The following is a 19,191-nucleotide window of genomic DNA, read 5'->3' on the forward strand; positions in this document are numbered from 1 at the left end:
GTAAGCCTACCCTGTACTTCAGTGTCGGTCTTAGCTTGTCAATGCTGAAAGGAACCACGTAGCCGTGAAGATCTCCCACCGAAATCGTTGGAAAAGCCGAGGACGTTGGACGAGACTGACATCCGTTGCTGTGGTCGCCCTGGTCGGCACAGCACTCGTCTCCTGCAGTTCGAACGACGACGCAGCAAGTAGTCCGTCGAGTTCCGGTGGTGGCGCCTTCCCCGTCACGATCGATCACGCTTTCGGCAGCACCACGATCGATTCCGAACCACAACGGATCGTCACCGTCGGTTACAACGACGAGCAGGCTCTGTTGGCTCTGGGCATCAAGCCCGTCGGAATGGTCAACCAGTACCCGGGCGAACCGGACGTCAACCGCACGTGGCCATGGGTCACCGGCCCTTGGGGCGGAACCGAACCGACCGTCGTCGGCAGCAATCCCGAAACCACGATCAGCGTCGAAAAGATCGCTGCGCTCGAGCCCGACCTGATCCTCGCGCTCTACTCGAGCATCGACAAAGACCTGTACAGCACACTTTCCGCGATCGCCCCGACCGTCGCGAAGGATCCGGCCTACGGCGACTACGCAACTCCGTGGCAGATCACGACGAAGACCGCAGCGAAGGCAGTGGGTCGCGAAGCCGACGGCGAGAAGTTGGTCGCCGATATCGACAGGCATTTCGCCGACGCCAGAAGCGCTCACCCGGAATTTGCAGACCAGACCGCGGTGATCATCAGCGTCGACGCGACCCCGGAGTTCTACGCCTTCTCCTCCGAGGACGCCCGCGGACGGGTTCTCGGCAGTCTCGGATTCAAACCTGCTCCCGCGGTCGAGGCCTTGATGAACGGTGAGTTCTACGCGCCGATCTCCACCGAACGACTGGATCTTCTCGACGTGGACCGTCTCGTTGTCATCGGCAATCCCGATGCCGCACAGGCGGTCCGAAACAACCCTGGCTTCCAGCAACTCGACGTGGTCAAGGACAATCGCGTCGTCTACGTCAACGACGATCAGGCTCCGCAGGTCGGTGCGGCCTTGACCGCAAGCTCGGCACTGAGCTTGCCGTGGGCCACGAGCCAACTACTCGCCGAGCTCACGAAGTAACCAGCGCCCGGCGCTTTCTGATCTGCGCGGTTCCCCAGATCCACACGCCGGCCCACATCATCCCGAACGCCCAACCTGCCAGTACATCGGTCATCCAATGGGCAGCCAGGTAGACGCGGGAGAATCCGACGGCGATCGTGTACAGGCCGAGGCTCGCGAGCATTGCCGTCTTCGCGAGCCTCGGCAAGGCAAGACGAAGGATCACGGCGGCAACCGAAGTCGCGAGTATCGCGCTCATCATCGCGTGGCCCGACGGGAACGAATACGAATCGATTTCGATCAATCGCTCCGGAACGGGTGGGCGGGTTCGCGTGAAGATGCGCTTCAATCCGCTCATCACGAGCAGACCGGTCAACATCGATCCGGCGATCAGCAGAGCTTCGGTACGCAGTCCCCGAACCAGAAGCACGATCGTGAGCAGCGTCGCGATCAGCCACGACGCGAGGGTTCCGCCGCTGTCGGTGATGACGTCGACGACGTCTACGAGCCACGCCGTCCGCTGACTCACTGCGCTGTCGAGTACCCACTGATCAAAAGACATCTGCCCTCACATTCCTTGCGGCAGAGTCCACGTACGCATCACGTGATGAACGCCGTCCGAGTCCACCCACCACGGCACGATCACCGTCGTCTCGACCGCCCCCGTCAGTTCCACCGTCAGTTCGTGATGGATCACTACCTCGCCGCTGGGTACCTCACGGCCGAGGGCTGCGAAGCCGAGAACTGCCTGCGGTTCGTTCGCCCAAGTCGTCACGACGCCGGTGCTGCTCACTCGTCCGTGAACGGATGCAGACGCCGTCGCGACGTCGAGCAGATCTGCCAGTGCGTCGGCCGTCTCGAAGCTGCCGAGCACCACTCGTTGCGCAGGTAGTGCTGCTCCCAGCCACGGTCGGTCGAGAACAAGGGCGTCGCCGGGATCGACCAGATCGCCGGAAAGGCCTCGCACGAACGGAGGCAGGTGCAGTTCCTCCAGGTCGAGAACCCGTCGCTGCGCTGCCTCACCCAGCAGTCGGTGCGTCCGCGCGACGACGGCGGAGGCCGGCATCCGTAGTGGGTCGGCAAGCCGATCGAGCAGCAGCTGAGCCAGTTCCGGATCGTCGACGGTATCCGATGCCAGCAATCCGGAGAAGAATCCGGCGTCGGGGTGTTCGGCAGCATCGAGCAATCCCTCGAAGGTGCGATCGCCCGGAGCGCGCAGCAAGCCCAGCACCTCACCGCCGAGTTCGGCATTCGAACGCAACCACCACGCCGTGTATCCACGACGGTCGGTGAGCAGCGCCCGCGTCGCCGGCGACTCGACCAGCAGCGACAACGCCTGCGGCCAGCGGTCTTCGTCCACGAGGTCGAGATCGCGCACGGCTTCGATGTATTCGGGGTCCTCGTCGAGGGTGTCCCACCATGCGTCTTCGGCGTCGAGATCGTGATCGGGGCCGGAAGGCAATTCCTCACGGACCACCGTGAAACCCCACCCGACACCGACTACCCGTAGCGCCTGCTCCCCCACCCGCTGAACAAAATCAGCGTCGACGATGCCGAAGGGAGAATCCTCGACCAGGACGCTTGCAAGGGGAGCTCCCGGAAGCAGAAGTTGGTCGGCGGACCGCAATTCGCCTTCCGAATCAGGAAGCAGCACTTCACCGATCCACGACGGCAGCGCCCCTGGCGCCACGTGGGCCGCCAATCCGAGTACAACTTGCGCCAACTCCGTCGCTACCGAATCATCTTGGTCCGCAGCATCTTCGATCAATGCGCGCAGCGCCGGATCGGACAGCAGGTCGGTGGCACTCGCGGTCTGCGCTCCCAATCGAGACAGCAACGGGTGAACCGCGACGGGATGAACCAACCTCGTCCACTGCACCGACGGCGCGTCTTCGCCCAGTTCGACGCCGACGACGACGGTCCGCGGCCCGGTCACCGTCCGTCCGTCGGAGAGCGGAACCGGCAGTGTTCCAAGCTCTTCCACCGCAAGAGTGTCGATCACCAAGGGCTCGAGAGCCGAATAGAGTCGATTCCACCACTTCGGTTCACGTTCCGAACCGCTGAGCAGTTCCGCGATGCGCGCGAGCCCGATGCGGTGCGTCGACACTGCCGCGAGTGCTCGCTCGTGCTTGGGGCCGGAGAGCTCGGGGACAACCAGGCCGCCGATGATGTCGGTGAGCAACTCGGCAAGGTCATCACCGAGCCCGGGCACCACGGATGCTCGCTGCGGCGCGCGGTCGGGTTCACCGACCACCGGAAGCCACTCGTTTTCCTGCAGCTCCTTCAGAAGCGCTTCGCGCAGAAGCGAATCGGTTTCGCTGCGGGCAAAGGCAGGGATCGGGACGAGTGCCGTTCGCTGCCGAGGAGGTAGTGCAGCAAGGAACTTCGCGTACCCCTCGGCAAGCGGAGCGATCGGTGCAGCGGGCATGAGGCGTCGCCGATCGGGTTGCATTGCAATGTCGGCAATGATGATCGCGGGGATCGACAGTTCCTCGTCGGATCGCGTCGGCGCCCGCAGGACGTCGTCTGCGACCGGCTCGACGACCCCGTCGCGGACCGGCACCAACCATCGCGCGTTCGGCGCGGTGTACTGCCACCACGTGCGATCACCGATCGCGATCTCGACGAGGCCGGAATCCAGCACCCGTTCCGATCGCCGAAAAGTCTTCTCACCCAGACGAATTGATCCGAGAGCTGGGAGTTCGAGGAGCAGGTCGACGGCCTCACGTGCCATCTGCGAAAGCAGCGCTGCGGCATCGACGTCCGGCCGAAGCGTCAGCACCACTTCCGAATCAGCACCATCGCTCGGCAATTCGCCAAACGGCCACACCAAACGAAGTACGGGGACACCGGTTTCCGGCACCGGGAGTTCGCGAGACTCGATCTCGCGCAGAGTGTGCGAGGCAGAGAATCGAATCGATCCCGTCGACGAGCGCAGTTCCACCTCGTCACTGACCGAGAGAACTGCCGAGAATCCGACGCCGAACCGTCCCGTCACACCTTCGTCGGCGTCGACCTTGTTCGACGCGCGCAGCGCGGTCAGCGCATGTACACCGGATTCGTCCAGTGGACGGCCCGTGTTCGCCACCGTCATCGTCCGACCGTCCACGTCCACCCACAAAGAGCCCTGGACGCCCTCGCGTGCAGCTGCATCGGCAGCGTTCTGCGCCAGTTCGGTGAGCAGACGGTCGCGGTACCCGGCCTTTGCGAGGTCGGATTCCGCAGCCGCGTCTTCACGCAATCGCGTCGGAGATTCCGACCACGCGCGCAGCGTCGCCTCGCGGAGTGCGTCCGTACCGAACGGATCTTCTACTCGGTGGATACCGAATCCTCAACTGCAACAGCGCTCGACGGGCGAGCGGGCACCGCAATCAGCTCGACGGCCCCGTCGTCGAATGCGTCGAACTGCGGCGAGCCCGCACCGAGCGGCAGGCTGGTGTCCGAGTGCGCGCCACAACCGTAGGACACGCTGACCACACGGCCGTCTGCGGAGAGTTCGTTTCCGCACACACCGAACGCTGCGTGCAGCGAACCGGCGAGTGGAAGGAAGAATCCACACAGTCCACACGTCGACGGCGCGGCCTTCGCCATCTCCGACTCCGGGCCGAAGTCACCGTCGAACCAACGCTGCGCGGCATCGAGTCGGCCCTCGCGGCTCATGACCTGTTTGCGGCCGAGCCCGATTTCGAGAGCTACCTCGTCGACTTCCGGGTCACCGGTGGCGACGTAGCCGGGAACGAGGCGAGGATCCTCGGCCGGCGGGGCGAGTAGGTCACCGACGGACAGATCGCCGGGACGAATCCGCTGATCCCATGGCAGCCATTCCGGCGCAACCAACGCGTCGGGACCCGGCAACAGCGCCAACTCACTGATCGTGGCGTGGGTGTCCTCCGGTCCGGCAGCGACGACAACCGCCCACTGCCAACCGCGGTATCCCGGAATGTCTGCTGCAAATCGATGGGTGGCGGCAAATTCGTCCTCCGACGTCACGCCGAGGTATGCCCCCACACCGCCTTCATGCAGGTCGACGACTGCCTTTCGGGCAAGCTCGACCGCATCGGCCAGTACTGGGCGCGGCACTGCACGCTCTGGAGAAGTAGCAACACTCACTCCTCCAGTTTGCCGCACCACCGCAAGTCCGCAACGCACTGGGCTGCCATGCTGGGCAGATGAGTAGGTCACACGCCAATTCCGTGCGCACTTTTGCAGTGGTCGCCGTGATCGCCTCGGCCTTGGCGGGGTGCTCCGATTCCCCCGGCGCTCCCGACAACCTCACGTCCGAAACCGGCTCCGTCGAGATCGTTCGAGTGTCCGCGCACGATCCCGACGCGTTCACGCAGGGCCTCGAGATCGACGGAAACCGGTTGTACGAAAGCACCGGACGCGTCGGGCAGTCCTGGGTGCGCTCGAGCGAGATCTCCGACGAGCAGTCCCCCGCTTCGGGACCGGAAGTTGCGCGTGCCGATCTCGACCCGCCGTTGTTCGGTGAGGGCATCACGGTCGCCGGAGACACACTGTGGCAACTCACCTGGAAAGACGGCGTTGCCATCGCCCGTGACAAGGACACCTTGACCGAACGGGGGCGGTTCCCACTCGACACCGAGGGATGGGGAATCTGTTCGCTCGGGGATCGGATTGTCTCGAGCGACGGTTCGGCCACGTTGACCTTTCGCGATCCCGAAACCTTTGCGCCGATCTCGACCGTCGACGTCACCAGATCTTCGGAGTCCGTCGGCAAGCTGAACGAATTGGAATGCGCCGAAGACGGCTCCGTCTACGCCAATGTCTGGACCACGGACACCGTCGTCCGAATCGACCCGTCGGACGGCAGCGTCACGAACGTGTACGACGCTTCGCCGCTACGCGAAGAACTCGTCGCGGACGGATCGACCAGCACCGTCGACGTTCTCAACGGCATCGCGCAGATTCCCGGTACCGATCGATTCCTGCTCACCGGCAAGTATTGGCCGCAGATGTTCGAAGTCCGTTTTGTTAACTGAGTCCGACATGACACAGGACTCGCAGGGGTGTGCGTGGTAGCCGCGCCGACACTAGGACAGAATTGAGTGGTGACCGGACCGCGCGAACCCTACGACCCCGAAACTCGGCGAATCCACGACGAGCCGGAGGGGCAACAGGTGCACCCCGGTTACGACAATTACCCACCCGCGGCCCGCCCGGACAATTACCCACCTTCGGCCCGTCCCGCTGCCCGTCGCACGCCTTTGCCACCGCTGCATCCGATTCCCGAATCGCGGGGAGACTCCGAATCCGCGGCCGGTTCGAAGACGCCGGGGGCGGACGCTCCCAAGGCTCCACCGATGCCTCGCAAGCTCACCGTCACTCGCGTCGCAGCGATGCGCAGCCGCGAACTGACGAACAAGGGCATCGCGACCTTCCAGCGCGCGGCGAAGGCCGACGGCGCGGACAAGTCCGGTCTGACCGCTCTCACCTACGCGGTGATGACGAACAACGCGACCGACGCGGCGATCTCCGTCGCTCTGGCCAACACGCTGTTCTTCTCGGCCGCGACGGGCGAGGACAAGACCAAGGTCGCGCTCTATCTCCTGATCACGATCGCACCGTTCGCGGTCATCGCACCGCTCATCGGCCCCATGCTCGACCGGTTGCAGCGCGGACGCCGCATCGCACTCGCGTCGTCGTTCGGAATCCGGACGCTCCTCGCGGTGATCCTGGTCTTCAACTTCGACAGTTGGATCCTCTATCCGGCCGCGCTCGGCATGATGGTGCTCAGTAAATCGTTCTCGGTGCTCAAGAGCGCAGTGACACCACGCGTCCTACCACCGGAAATAGACCTGGTGCGCGTGAATTCGCGTCTGACGGTCTTCGGGCTGATCGGTGGAACGATCGGGGCCGGCGCGGTCGCAGGTGCGCTCGCGCTCGCTTTCGGTTCCACCGGCGCCTTGTGGTTCGCGGTCGCCGTCACCGTGTTCGGCGCATATCTGAGCATGCGAATCCCGTCGTGGGTCGAGGTCACCGAGGGTGAGGTACCCGCGACCATCACCTACCACCCGGACGAAGCGCATCACGCCGGCAGCGCCCCACCGCAGCCGGACGCCAAACCTGCCAAGGTCCGTCAGCCTCTCGGACGCGCCGTGATCATCGGACTCTGGGGCAACGGCACCATTCGCGTGCTCACCGGCTTCCTGACGCTCTACATCGCGTTCGTCGCCAAATCACGCACCGATCACGAGCCGCTCCAGCAGGCCATGATGCTCGGCCTGGTCGGCGCAGCAGCCGGTCTGGGTAACTTCGCCGGAAATGCCACGGGTGCGCGCCTCAAGCTCGGCCGGCCTGCCTTGATCGTGCTCCGGTGCACTGCGTCGGTGTGGATCATCGCGGTGATCGCAGCGCTGACGGACAACCTCATGACGGCCGCGCTTGCCACGCTCATCGCATCGGCCGCCAGCGCACTCGCCAAGGTCTCACTCGACGCGTCACTCCAGCACGACCTGCCCGAGGAATCGATCGCGTCCGGATTCGGTAGATCCGAGACGGTTCTGCAGCTGAGCTGGGTACTCGGCGGCGCATTGGGGGTTCTGCTTCCGACCGAATACTGGATCGGGTTCACTGTTGTATCGGTGTTCCTGACGATCGGGCTTCTGCAGACCTTCCTGAGCTACCGAGGAAGCAGCCTCCTGCCCGGCCTCGGCGGGAAGCGACCCGATCTGGCCGAACAAGAAGTGACCGAAGTGATTTACACCGGTAAATCCAACCGAGGACAAGGAAGTACTCCGCAGTGATGATGCGCTCGAGAACAAAGAAGATCGTGGCAGCGATCAGTGTCCTGATGGTGGTGGCACTGGTTGCTTACGTCTCCGTTCTTTTCGTGATCATCAAGAACATCAACGACGACCCCGAAAAGCTACCGGTCATCACTGCATACGCACACGGCAAGACGATCGAAACGAACCCTGCCGGTTTCTGCACCATCGACCTGTCCCAGTGCGCCCAGGTGGGCGACATCTACGCACTCGACGTTCCAGCGGGCTACCCGCTGCAGCTGTCGTTGTCGACGGACGTCTCGGATGCGCAGTGGGCACTGCTCGCCGTCTACGAGGATGCCGACGGCAACCAGACCGGTGAGCCCCGAGTCTTCGAGCCCGGCGAGGCCCTGGCAGTGACGGTCGAGTCTTCGAGCGATCCCGTCAAGCAACTCGTCGGCGTCGAAATCCACCTCGCCGTCGGTGAGGGAAGCGAACAGGGACTGCTGATCTGGTCGATCAAGACCGCCTGATCCCCGGAACGTCGAAAATGCCCTGCACACCGATTGGTGTGCAGGGCATTTTGTTTCGAAGCCGTGTACGGCAGCTCCTATCGAGCGATCAGGTGTCGAGCTCGCGAGCGACGGCCCGGACGACCTCGGAGATCCGCTGAGCGGTCTTACGGTCCGGGTACTTGCCGTTGCGCAGATCCGGCTGGACCTTCGCCTCGAGCAACGTGATCATGTCCTCGACCATGCCGTGCAACTGATCAGGGGTGTGCTTACGCTCGACGGGCTCACGACGCGTCGCCGTCGCGCCGCGCAACGACGGCGCCGGCTCGAGTACCTTCAGGCTCAGTGCCTGCGGACCGCGGCGGCCCGCAGCCATTCCGAACTCGACGCGCTGGCCGGCCTTCAAGCCTTCGACGCCCTCGGGGAGAGCGGAAGCACGGACGTAGACGTCCTCGCCCTCTTCCTGCGACAGAAAGCCGAAACCCTTTTCGACGTCGTACCACTTCACCTTGCCGGTCGGCACCGCGTTCACCTGCTCATCACTCGACTGGGGCGTCTGCCCCAATGTGCTCGGGAGGCTCTCGGAAGAGCCTCATGGCCTTGCTCGCATCGCTTCCGGTGGAAGAATGCAAAAGAACGCGCCCCACACTTGCTTCAGCGGGGCGCGCAGTCTGTTAACAGTCTACCTGTGACGAACCCGGGTCGGCACCCAGGTTTACAGGCACTATCCTCGTAGGTGTGGACCCTCAACCGAACCCGCGCACTTCCGGCACCGGAAACGGTCTGTTCCGTACGGCGATGGCACTGTTCATCGTCGGATTCCTGGCGATCGTGGCCATCTTCGCAGTCCATATCTTCAGCGACACCCCACCCGGCCTGGCGTTGTACCTGGTAGCACTCGCGTGCCCGATCGGCTTCCTTCTGGCCATCGTCTACACGCTCAGATCCGGTCGACGCGTGCGCTGATCACTCCCGCCTCCAACCGAAAGGTCACTGACCATGAGAATCCTCCTGAACGTGATCTGGCTGGTCTTCGGCGGCTTCTGGCTGGCGTTGGGTTACTTCGCCGCAGGCATCATCTGCTGCATCCTCATCATCACGATTCCCTTCGGAATCGCGGCATTCCGCATCGGCATCTACGCACTGTGGCCGTTCGGTAAGACCGTCGTCGACAAGCCGACCGCTGGTGTCGGTTCGATGATCGGCAATGTCATCTGGGTGATCATCGCCGGTATCTGGTTGGCGATCGGACACATCGTCACCGCCGTCGCGATGGCGATCACGATCATCGGAATTCCGCTCGCGGTCGCGAACCTGAAGATGATTCCGATCTCGCTGATGCCGCTCGGCAAGGAGATCGTCGACGTGGACCGGGTGAATTACGCATAAGTCGTCGATCGCGTTACGCGAAAAGCGGCCTCGCAGACCGAAGAACCCGACCACAGCAGGTGCCGTGGTCGGGTTCTCTTGTATCAGGTCGGATCAGCGCCCGAGGCTACCGAGTCCGGGGAGGTTACCGAGCGAACCGGTACCAGTTCCCGGGTTGCCCGGATCGACGGGGCCGACCGGCCCCTCGGAGACCACGATGGTCACGCTCGAAGCACGCGAAAGCACGCTCTTCGCAGTGATCTCGACGGTGACGCTGCCGACAGCGGTGGGGGTACCCGAGATGGTGCCGTCCTGTGCGAGGGACAGTCCGCCGGGCAGAGTGCCACTGGTGAGTGCAAAGGTTGCGCGCGCGTCGGCGGCAGCGAGCTTGTGCGAATATGCCTTACCGACCTGAGCGGCAGGCAATTCGACGGTCGCGGGTAGCGGGTACGCAGCAACGACTGTCACCTTGCCCCCGTTGGTCGTCGACGCGATGGCGCCGGTCGAGGTGTCGAGCGCGAGGTTTTTGACCTTCTCCAGTGCCGGAACCTTGGTATCGGTCAGAGCGGTGGTGGCGCGGGTCGTCAGATCGACCGACCACAGGTGTCCGTTCATGACGTCCGCGACATATGCAATGCCTGCCGCAGCGTCGACGACCACGCCGTTGGGAATCGCGGTCGGAGACAGCGTGGTCTTCGACAGAACCGCGCCGGCCGGGGTGATCGCCCACAGGTTGGTTGCCCGGGTGTCGGTCATGTAGATGTTGCCGGTGTTCGTGTCGACATCGACGTCGACCGGGTAGAGGTTGTCGGCACGCACGATCGACTTGAGTGCTCCGCCCTTGCGTACGTCCGCCTGCCACAGCGTGCGGCCGTAATTCTCGTCGAAGAAGTTGGTGTCCGCGATGTAGAGGAAGCCGCGGACACTGTCGAAGGCGAGCTTGGTCGGCGTTGCCGACTTGTGGACCAGAATGCTCGACACGGCGTCGGCGGCGTTGGGGTCGACGACTCGGATGTTGCCGGACTTGTAGTCCGAGAAGTACGCGCGGTGTGTTGTGGGATCGACGACGACATCGTTGATCTGCGGACGCGAGCCGTCGGGGTTCTTCTCGCTCAGCGTGACCGTCTTTTCGACCTTCCCGGTCTTCGTGTCGACAATCGAGATCGCGCCGCCGTAGGAGGAGGACACGTATGCGCGTCCGAGGCCTGAGTCGACGGCAAGTGCCGACGGGTAACCGACGACGCCGTCGATGGTGCCGACGGACTTGCCGGTGTTCGTGTCGACGACGGACAACGAGCTGGTCGGTCCGCCGTACTGCGTGATGTATCCGCGGTGGGTTGCCGAGTCGACGACGATGTCGCCGGGCTGGGTTGCGGAATAGCTTCCGACAACACCGTGTGTCGGATCCTCGGGTGAGGCGTGTGCCGCGGGAGCAGTGACGGCCAGGCCGACAGCAGCAGCGGCGACGGCGAGTGATGCGGTGACCGCACGCCGACGGTATTGCAGTTTCATGAGGGGTGCCCTACTTCTTTGGAAGACTCTGCGAAACCTGCCCAATCGAGGCAAGTCAGGCAAACCTAACCTAAGTTCCGATCTCGATGTTGAGACACGGGCCACACCTTGGGCCCGGATCAACACACCTCTCAATCGCCCGAAATTGTATTTCCACATAACGTGTGACCTTGCTCACATTACGGATGGATAACGGAACGGACACAACCGGACATTCACTCGGGCACCCCCACCTACCTGGGAAGAGTCTCCTGCGCTTTGTGTGACGCGTTGTACGTCTTTCGCCACGCCGCGTTATCAAATGGTGACACGAGCGACTCGAGCCGTTACCGTCGTTTTCGGCCGGGAAACTCGGCCACCTCCGGCCCGCCGCGCCAAGCCTTGTCCCGCGGGTACCGGACTTCCGACAGAGCATTCCAGGGACGAGGACGGGGGACCCAAAGTCCTCTGTGAGAACAGAAAAGTTCTCCAGTGGACACCGGTTCGATCGCAAGACCGAATCTTGGGGTGAAGCCAGACCCTTTCCAGCCAGGAAAGGCGAGGCCGGGCGACCTCTCAGCCCGAACCCGACAGCTGACCTCGCAGGCGCGTGTGGAGAGGATTTCGACCATCATGAGCGGACGCCATCGCAAGCCCACCACCACCGGCCGCACTGTCGCCAAGGTCGCCGTCACCGGCGCCATCATGGGCGTAGCAGGAATTGCAGCCACCGGAACCGCAAACGCTGCCCCCGACTCCGACTGGGATCGTCTCGCCCAGTGTGAGGCCGGCGGAAACTGGGCCATCAACACAGGCAACGGTTACCAGGGCGGACTGCAGTTCTCCCCCAGCACGTGGAACGCACACGGCGGCGGACAGTACGCAGCCACCGCAAACCAGGCCACTCGCGAGCAGCAGATCGTTGTTGCCGAGCGTGTTCTCGCAAACCAGGGTTGGGGCGCATGGCCGTCCTGCTCCTCCAGCCTCGGGCTGAGCAGCGGCGCCACCGAGCGTTCCGCTCCGGCCACGACGGCTCCTCAGGCAGCTCCGGCTCCGGCGCAGCAGGTCGCACAGACCGTTGCACACCCGGTCGCCGACGCCATCGATCAGGCAATCGCATTCGCCGAGGCCAACGGCATCCCGGTCGACCCGCAGATCCTCGCAGTCGCCGACACCGCGAAGTCGTTCCTCAAGTAACACCGGCAAGACTGTCCGCTCGGACGCTCGAACATCAAGAAGGCCCGCACCGATTCGGTGCGGGCCTTCTTCGTGTCGAGTTGTTATCGGTTGATGACGGTGTGCGGGTGTACGTAAGGAAGTGACTCCACCGGAACCGGAAAGGTGGTGTCCTCGCCGAAGGGTGAAAGTCCACCTGCGCGGGTCGATGACAATTCGGTCACTGCGTGATCTCCGTCTGCAGTTTCCGGCCATCCTGGATCTACATAGTGTTGCTTCGAATTGTTGGCCACGAAGTCATTTTGACAGGACGCCGTTACGCCGTACAGACCAGGTCTCTAATCTGATACCTGATGACCGAAACACGTGGCACCCCGGCGGGCAGTTCCGCAGCCGAAAGTCTGACCGATTGGCTCTCGGCGCGCAGTGACGCCGAGTTGACGGAGTTGCTGCGTCTGCGCCCCGATCTGGCCGTACCGCCGCCGAGCACGATGGTGGTTCTCAGCGGTCGGGCACAGCAACGCGCGTCGGTCAGCCGAGCCGCAGACGAACTCGACACCCTCGATTTCGGTCTTCTCGAATTGTTGGCGCTGGGCGGCGCCGAGGAAACTCCGATGACGCGGGCGGAGCTCAACAGTGCGATCGCCGAACGAGCGCTGACCGGCAAGGGCAAGGTCACCAAGAAGGCCGTCGACAAGTCTCTGTCGAAGATGCGCGCGTCCGCCCTCATCTGGGGTGTCGATCCCATCAGCGTCGTCCCGGCAGTCATCGGGATGATTCCGTGGCGTGTGGGGCGCGCCCTCGAACCTGCCGAGGCGATGACCGAGACCGAGATCTCGGCTGCGCTCAACGCTCTGGACACCCGCGAGCGGGATCTCCTCGAGACACTCGCCAACTCCAGCCCGATCGGTCGCACCCGCGACGCTGCCCCCGGAACGCCGCCTGAGCGCCCGGTTCAACGACTGCTGGCGGCCGGCCTGCTGCGGTGGCTCGACGAGCAGACCGTCGAGCTTCCGGCGACGGTTCGTCAGGTCATCCGCGGCGAGCCGGTTTTCGATCCGACGACGCTGACCGCACCTGTCATCGGGGGCGACAAACTCAAGCCGGCGGACGTGAACGCCGCAGCAGCCGGCGAGGCGCTCGAGTTGGTACGCCAATGCGAGAACGTGATCGCTGTTCTGGGCGCAGCGCCGGCCCCCGCACTGCGAGCCGGTGGGCTCGGTGTTCGAGAACTACGACGCGTGGCCAAGACGGCCGATCTCGACGAAGCGCGCGTGAGCCTACTTGTCGAGTTGCTCTCGGCAGCCGGACTCATCGCCAGTGGAACACCAGATCCGGCGCCGGTCTCGGACAACGCGGACGAATACTGGACGCCCACGCTCGCGGTCGACGGCTGGCTGAACGCATCCACAGCGCGACGGTGGGAGGTCCTGGCGTCCGCCTGGGTCGACGTACCTCGAGTCCCGTGGATGATCGGGCTGCGCGATTCCACCGACAAGCCGATCGCGGCGTTGTCCGAGGAGGGCCGCGCTCCGGCGGCTCCGCGAGATCGTCAGGCCATTCTCGGGCTGCTCTCCGAACTCGACAGCGGCCAGACCGCGTCGGCCGTCGAGGTAAGTCGACTACTGGCGTGGCGACGCCCGCGATGGAGCGGGCGCCTACGGACGTTCGCGATCGAGCGGACTCTGGACGAGGCCGCCGCGCTCGGGCTGGTGGCCCGCGGCGCGTTGTCGTCACCTGGACGAGCCTTGCTGCACGGCGGGGACGCCGAAGCCGAAATGCAGTCCGCGCTACCCGAGCCCATCGACTACATCCTGGTCCAGGCGGATCTGACTCTGGTTGCGCCCGGCCCGCTGGTACCGGACCTGCTCGAGCAGGTGAGCCTGGTCGCAGACATCGAGTCGGCCGGATCGGCGTCCATGTACCGCATCAGCGAGGACAGCGTGCGTCGTGCGCTCGACGCCGGTCTGACGGCCACCGAACTGCATGCGATGTTCGCTTCGAAATCGAAGACTCCTGTCCCCCAATCACTTTCGTATTTGATCGACGATGTCGCCCGTCGACACGGACGACTGCGTGCCGGAGTGGCGGCGTCGTTCATTCGATGTGAGGACGCGTCACTGCTGGCGGAGGTCCTCGCATCCGCAGTGGCCGAGCCGTTGGCACTGCGCGCCTTGGCTCCCACCGTCGCGATTTCGCAGGCCCCTCTCCGCGAAGTCCTGACCGAGCTGCGAGCCGCCGGATTCGCGCCGGCAGGTGAGGACTCTTCGGGCACGTTGGTCGATCTCCGCCCACGTGGGGCACGTGTACCCAACCGTCGCAGCCGACCGGCGTCGAGGATGCCGGCGAGCCCGTCGGCGGATCAGCTGGCGTCGTTGGTCCGCACGATGCGGGCCGGAGACCGTGCTTCCGCCCCCGGCCGCGGCGGAGTGCGAACGGACGGTTCACGGGAGAACAACGCCGCCACCATCGCCTTGCTGGCCACGGCGGCCCGAGACAATTCGAGCGTCAACATCGGCTACGTCGACGCCCAGGGGGTCGCGACGCATCGCATCGTCGACCCCGTCAGCGTGGGCGGCGGACAGCTGGACGCCTTCGACCCCGCGAGCGGCGCGGTTCGCCGTTTCACGTTGCACCGAATTACTTCCGTCAGCCCCGTCGACTCCGGAAAAAAGTAGCAAAAAAGAAGCAACTGGCTTTTTTCTGTAAATGAAGTATGGTCGAGGTCAGTTTGTGATTGCCACTTCGAAAAATGAGGAGCGACAATGGCTGACAAGGCGCCGGGTAAGAACATGAAGAAACCCGCCCAGTCGATCAAGGAACGCCGCGCGGAGAAGCGGGCGAAAACTGCGGAGTCTTCCGAGTTCATCCGTAAGCGGAAGCGGAGCTGACAGCAAAGTCCAGAGAAGACGAGCTGATTGCGAAGCTGACCAATGCCTGCCTCCACCGACACCCTCGTGCACCTGCACGAAACGTTCAACCTGTTCAAGTCACGTAATCGAGGAACTGACGCACGCTCGCGCGGGTACGCAGCGGGCATGACCCTCGCTTCACTCTGCGTCCTCGACGAACACGCTCGGCAATCCGGAATACTTCTATCGGATTTACCGCAGAAAGAGAATCAACCATCGTGAAAAGAACAATCCATACCCTGGACCGCATTCAAACGAGACTCGAATCGGAGCTTGATTCCACTCCGGGTGATTCCGAAAAGAATATCGGTTACCGGTCCGGAATTTCCGAAGCTATTACTCATGTAATGGAAATGCGGAAGTCAATGGTCGCGCAGAAATAGGAGACGCATCGATTAGGCGCTCACCCCAATAACTGCCGCACACCACCCACCAGAAAGACGACCTGGTCCTCGTAGAAGTCGGCAAGCCGCTCCGGCGCGAGCGGCTTGCCACTTCCGCTCCAATCGTCCGCCCGGCTCAACGCCTGAAGGAAGCCCATCAAGGCAATCGCCCAGCGAGTCTCGAGCCGTTCGGGATCGGTAGCAGGAAAAGTACGACGGACCTGGTCGAGAAGATGTTCACGCAGGTGCAGCTCGGTCGCCTCGAGGGCTGGATGGCCCGGTCGTGACATCTGCGGCTGCGAGATCTGCGTGACGATTCTGATCCATCGCATTCCCCGCGTGCGATGGCGAAGGAGCAATGCCTTGTAGGGCGCAGTGACGGCCCGTACCAGCGCCTCGACCGTCGGCGGCGTCTTGTCGGCGGAGAGGGCGTCGACGTTCGCGCTGATCTGATCTCGCACCGACGTTCCCATGTCCAACAGCACCGCTGCGACCAGATCGTCCTTGGTTCCGAAATGGTAGTGGACCGATGACGGCCCGAGACCGGCCGCGGCGTTGACCGAGCGCAGCGAAACTGCATCCAATCCCTCTGTCGCGAAAAGCCGTTCAGCAGTTTTGAGCAAACGCAGACGCGTCGCGTCGCCTTGACGGTTCTGCCGGGAGTCGGTCATACGAACGAGCTTCGCACGGGCTCGACAAACGTCTCAACCGTGGCGAACGCGGAGTCAGAGTGATTCACGGTGTGCTCGCACCCTGTTGTCGCGATCCACCCAGCCGTGGGCGCGTGCGTAGTCCACCATCGCGGAGAACTTCTGTCTCCACTCGGTGTTTCCGATCCGGGCAGCGACGGCTTGCTCCAAGTGGCCGATGTCGAGCCAGACATGATCCCCCTCGAGTTCCCCCCACGGTTCCAGTACCCGACTCAGAGTCTCGGATCGATCGTCGCCGCCAACGACGACCGAGAGACTGGTGAAGTCGTCGACACTGTTCAGTTCGACGGTCGAGGAGTCGGGGGTGATTGTGACGGCCAGTTGCATACCTCTTCAATACTCCTTCGGAAAGTACTTGGTTCAGTCGATCGACTTGCAACAACGATATCCGACGTCAATGCACCAGATAACGTTGAACTACAGGTGATTACAAATCTCCCACTGTGCGGGAGGCTCAACTTATTGGATCAGTTGATCCATGTTAGACATCTCGATCAGAGCGAGTGATCCAAATCACTCCCCTGTCGACAGGAGTTGTCATCGTGTGGTCCGCATCGTCCATCCGCTTCGGAGCCTTCCTCGCCCCGTACCACCCGCTCGACGCCGATCCCGCCCTGCAACTCAGACGCGATATCGACCTCATGACACACCTGGACCACCTCGGATTCGAAGAAGCGTGGATGGGTGAGCATCATTCGACCGGCGCCGAGATCGTGCCTGCCCCGGACATGTTCATCGCGGCCGCCGCAGAGCGAACCGAGCGCATCCAGTTCGGCACAGGCGTGACGTCTCTGCCCTATCACCACCCGTTGATCACGGCCGACCGCATCACTCAGCTCGATCTGCAGACCCGCGGACGGCTCATCTTCGGCACCGGCCCGGGCAAGATCCCCCTCGATGCACACATGATGGGCATCAACCCGTCGGACCAGCGTCGTCGCCAGGGCGAAGCGCTCGAGGCCATTCTCGCGTTGCTTCGCGGCGAGGTCGTCAACATGGAAACCGACTGGTTCACGTTGCGTGACGCACGCGCACAGCTGCCCACCTACCGTGCGGACGGCATCGAGACCGTGACAGCGTCCACGATTTCCCCCAACGGTTCGGTGCTCGCAGGCAAGAACGGCCTCTCCCTGCTCTCATTGGCGGCGAGTTCACCCAGCGGCTTCGACGCACTGGATCGCAACTGGGATGTGTGCGAGAAGGTCTCGGCCGAACACGGCCACCGCGCCGACCGAGCGACGTGGCGTGTGGTCAATCCGATGTTCCTCGCCGAGACCCGAGCCGAGGCCGAGCGCGCCGTGAGCCGACGGATCGGATCGATGGCTTCTTACGTGAATCGACAGACCGGCCAGAGCCCGGCCTGGGCAGATACACCTGCCGGAATCATCGATCAGTGGCGCAACGACACGCTCGGCGAGTTCGGTCAGGCGATCATCGGTACCCCCGAAGATGCGATCGCACAGATCGAGCGTCTGATCGAGAAGACGGGAGGGTTCGGCACGTTCTTGATCCTTCACGTCGACATGGCGAGCTGGGAGGACACCAAACGCAGCTACGAATTGTTCGCCTCCGAGGTGGTCCCGCACTTCCGGAAGCGAAATGTCGGGCGTCAGGCGAGCATGCAGTTCGCCGAGGACAATCGCGAATACCTGATCGGCGGGCTGGTCGGAGCGATCACCAAAGCCCATACCGACTACTACGGCCAGCCGGCCGAGACGGGAGCCGTGCGCGCATGAGGGCCGTCCGTTTCCAGCAGGGAGAATTCGCGGTCACCGAGATCGCCGACCCGCCGCCGTTGGCACCCCATCAGATCCGCATCGACGTCGTCGCCTGCGGGATCTGCGGCAGCGACCTGAGCATGTCGAAGGACCCGTGCCGATTCGTCGAGGTCGCGCACGACGGGGGCTACCCGCTCGCCACCTTCGATCCGGACGCGCCAGTGGTGCTGGGGCACGAATACGCGGGTATTGTCTCCGAGACCGGTTCTGCAGTAGACGATTTCGCGATCGGCGATCGGGTGGCCGGCATCGGCTTGGCCACCGACACCGCTACCGGGATCCCGACGATCATCGGCTACTCGAACGAGTACCACGGCGCGTTCGGCGATCACATAGTCGTCGACGCGTTCTGGGTCCGCAAAGTTCCCGACCACCTGTCACTCGAGCACGCCACACTTGCCGAACCTCTCCACGTCGGCGAGATGCATCTCCAACAGTCCGGCCTCACCTCGGCCGATTCGGCGCTCGTCATCGGTTGCGGAACGATCGGACTGGGCGCCATCGTCGCCGCGAAAGCGCGCGGAGCGCAGATCGTCATCGCGTCGGAGCCCTCCCCCAAACGACGCGAGCTCGCCGCGAAGATGGGCGCGGACATCGTTGTCGATCCGGCCGAGCAGGATCCGATCGAACTGTGGAATCGAATGATCGCCGAAGGCAACCAGCTTGTCGGCCAGGCCGCGAACGGAGTTCTGATCGCCTACGAATGCAGCGGTCGGGCGGGAGTCATCGGAGAACTGATGCACACTCTGCCGTTCAACTCGCGGATTCAGGTTCTGGCTGCGCCGTTCGGCGACGAGACGATCATTCCCGTCGTCGGGCAGTTCCGGAGGATCTCGATCAACTTCGGTCACGGTCCTTACGAGAATGCCTACGACATCACCCTGCAGAGGCTCGCCGACGGCGAGATCGACGCCGAAGCGATCATCACCGGCAGGGTCGGTCTGGATGGAGTCTCGGACGCTTTCGCAGCTCTGCGCGCACCCGACGAACACGTGAAGATCCTCGTACTACCCGCGGGCCTCCCGGAATAGCGGTCGATCCTGCCCTGTTGA

The 19,191-nt window shown here is 63.6% G+C and carries 19 protein-coding genes and 1 riboswitch; of the genes, 11 read left to right on the plus strand and 8 right to left on the minus strand.

Annotated elements, in window-relative coordinates; all coding sequences use genetic code 11:
• Positions 1–64: 64 nt before the first annotated feature.
• Positions 65–1,105, plus strand: a complete 1,041-nt coding sequence (locus ATN38_RS05515) for an iron-siderophore ABC transporter substrate-binding protein (RefSeq protein ID WP_218747702.1) — start codon at positions 65–67, stop codon at positions 1,103–1,105.
• On the opposite strand, the gene ATN38_RS05520 is transcribed toward ATN38_RS05515, so the two are convergent.
• The 3 genes from ATN38_RS05520 to ATN38_RS05530 all read right to left on the minus strand — a co-directional run bounded on the left by ATN38_RS05520 (position 1,095) and on the right by ATN38_RS05530 (position 5,215).
• Positions 1,095–1,646, minus strand: coding sequence for a phosphatase PAP2 family protein (locus tag ATN38_RS05520; protein WP_065351287.1), 552 nt, complete (start codon positions 1,644–1,646; stop codon positions 1,095–1,097). The genes ATN38_RS05515 and ATN38_RS05520 overlap by 11 nt on opposite strands.
• Before the next feature lie 6 nt (positions 1,647–1,652).
• On the minus strand, positions 1,653–4,325 hold the full coding sequence (locus tag ATN38_RS05525; protein WP_065351288.1) for a sacsin N-terminal ATP-binding-like domain-containing protein: 2,673 nt from the start codon (positions 4,323–4,325) through the stop codon (positions 1,653–1,655).
• Positions 4,326–4,393: 68 nt separating this feature from the next.
• Positions 4,394–5,215, minus strand: a complete 822-nt coding sequence (locus tag ATN38_RS05530) for a DUF3027 domain-containing protein (RefSeq protein ID WP_030535360.1) — start codon at positions 5,213–5,215, stop codon at positions 4,394–4,396.
• 38 nt (positions 5,216–5,253) lie between these two features.
• Between ATN38_RS05530 and ATN38_RS05535 the strand changes: the two genes are divergently transcribed.
• The 3 genes from ATN38_RS05535 to ATN38_RS05545 all read left to right on the plus strand — a co-directional run bounded on the left by ATN38_RS05535 (position 5,254) and on the right by ATN38_RS05545 (position 8,342).
• Positions 5,254–6,084: a glutaminyl-peptide cyclotransferase gene (locus ATN38_RS05535; protein ID WP_073512664.1), complete on the plus strand. Its 831-nt coding sequence runs from the start codon at positions 5,254–5,256 to the stop codon at positions 6,082–6,084.
• Positions 6,085–6,153: 69 nt separating this feature from the next.
• Positions 6,154–7,848: an MFS transporter gene (locus ATN38_RS05540; RefSeq protein ID WP_223304424.1), complete on the plus strand. Its 1,695-nt coding sequence runs from the start codon at positions 6,154–6,156 to the stop codon at positions 7,846–7,848.
• A gap of 26 nt (positions 7,849–7,874) precedes the next feature.
• The gene (locus ATN38_RS05545) at positions 7,875–8,342 is read left to right on the plus strand and encodes a DUF2771 domain-containing protein (RefSeq protein WP_225989529.1); all 468 of its coding nucleotides are present in this window, start codon (positions 7,875–7,877) and stop codon (positions 8,340–8,342) included.
• A gap of 88 nt (positions 8,343–8,430) precedes the next feature.
• On the opposite strand, the gene ATN38_RS05550 is transcribed toward ATN38_RS05545, so the two are convergent.
• On the minus strand, positions 8,431–8,844 hold the full coding sequence (locus ATN38_RS05550; RefSeq protein WP_007733502.1) for a cold-shock protein: 414 nt from the start codon (positions 8,842–8,844) through the stop codon (positions 8,431–8,433).
• A 215-nt stretch (positions 8,845–9,059) separates the two neighbouring features.
• Here ATN38_RS05550 and ATN38_RS05555 point away from each other — a divergent pair, with 215 nt between their 5' ends.
• Positions 9,060–9,287, plus strand: a complete 228-nt coding sequence (locus tag ATN38_RS05555) for a hypothetical protein (RefSeq protein WP_003940194.1) — start codon at positions 9,060–9,062, stop codon at positions 9,285–9,287.
• A gap of 33 nt (positions 9,288–9,320) precedes the next feature.
• Entirely contained in the window at positions 9,321–9,710 is a 390-nt protein-coding gene (locus tag ATN38_RS05560; protein WP_003939919.1) for a YccF domain-containing protein, read from the plus strand.
• 93 nt (positions 9,711–9,803) lie between these two features.
• Here ATN38_RS05560 and ATN38_RS05565 read toward each other — a convergent pair whose 3' ends face one another.
• On the minus strand, positions 9,804–11,201 hold the full coding sequence (locus ATN38_RS05565) for a YncE family protein (protein ID WP_218747703.1): 1,398 nt from the start codon (positions 11,199–11,201) through the stop codon (positions 9,804–9,806).
• A 383-nt stretch (positions 11,202–11,584) separates the two neighbouring features.
• A riboswitch (cyclic di-AMP (ydaO/yuaA leader) is annotated at positions 11,585–11,805 on the plus strand.
• An 8-nt stretch (positions 11,806–11,813) separates the two neighbouring features.
• Between ATN38_RS05565 and ATN38_RS05570 the strand changes: the two genes are divergently transcribed.
• Complete coding sequence (locus tag ATN38_RS05570; RefSeq protein ID WP_003939675.1) at positions 11,814–12,377, plus strand: transglycosylase family protein; 564 nt, start codon at positions 11,814–11,816, stop codon at positions 12,375–12,377.
• Between the two features lie 83 nt (positions 12,378–12,460).
• Here ATN38_RS05570 and ATN38_RS05575 read toward each other — a convergent pair whose 3' ends face one another.
• A complete protein-coding gene (locus tag ATN38_RS05575; protein ID WP_019744939.1) occupies positions 12,461–12,649 on the minus strand; it encodes a hypothetical protein in 189 nt (62 codons plus the stop codon).
• 60 nt (positions 12,650–12,709) lie between these two features.
• Between ATN38_RS05575 and ATN38_RS05580 the strand changes: the two genes are divergently transcribed.
• Positions 12,710–15,034 carry a helicase-associated domain-containing protein gene (locus ATN38_RS05580; RefSeq protein ID WP_007733506.1) on the plus strand — a complete coding sequence of 775 codons (2,325 nt, stop codon included), beginning with the start codon at positions 12,710–12,712 and terminating at the stop codon, positions 15,032–15,034.
• A gap of 87 nt (positions 15,035–15,121) precedes the next feature.
• Complete coding sequence (locus ATN38_RS32615; RefSeq protein WP_007733507.1) at positions 15,122–15,247, plus strand: hypothetical protein; 126 nt, start codon at positions 15,122–15,124, stop codon at positions 15,245–15,247.
• A gap of 424 nt (positions 15,248–15,671) precedes the next feature.
• On the opposite strand, the gene ATN38_RS05585 is transcribed toward ATN38_RS32615, so the two are convergent.
• Positions 15,672–16,322, minus strand: coding sequence for a TetR/AcrR family transcriptional regulator (locus tag ATN38_RS05585; RefSeq protein WP_003940633.1), 651 nt, complete (start codon positions 16,320–16,322; stop codon positions 15,672–15,674).
• A gap of 54 nt (positions 16,323–16,376) precedes the next feature.
• On the minus strand, positions 16,377–16,688 hold the full coding sequence (locus tag ATN38_RS05590) for a hypothetical protein (RefSeq protein ID WP_030535356.1): 312 nt from the start codon (positions 16,686–16,688) through the stop codon (positions 16,377–16,379).
• A 215-nt stretch (positions 16,689–16,903) separates the two neighbouring features.
• On the opposite strand from ATN38_RS05590, the gene ATN38_RS05595 reads away from it, so the two are divergent.
• Entirely contained in the window at positions 16,904–18,097 is a 1,194-nt protein-coding gene (locus ATN38_RS05595; protein WP_218747704.1) for an LLM class flavin-dependent oxidoreductase, read from the plus strand.
• Positions 18,094–19,170, plus strand: coding sequence for an alcohol dehydrogenase catalytic domain-containing protein (locus ATN38_RS05600; protein ID WP_030535354.1), 1,077 nt, complete (start codon positions 18,094–18,096; stop codon positions 19,168–19,170). The genes ATN38_RS05595 and ATN38_RS05600 overlap by 4 nt, the downstream gene beginning before the upstream one ends.
• Positions 19,171–19,191: the final 21 nt, after the last annotated feature.

The organism is Rhodococcus sp. FH8 (assembly GCF_019266085.1).
GTDB lineage: Bacteria > Actinomycetota > Actinomycetes > Mycobacteriales > Mycobacteriaceae > Rhodococcus_F > Rhodococcus_F qingshengii.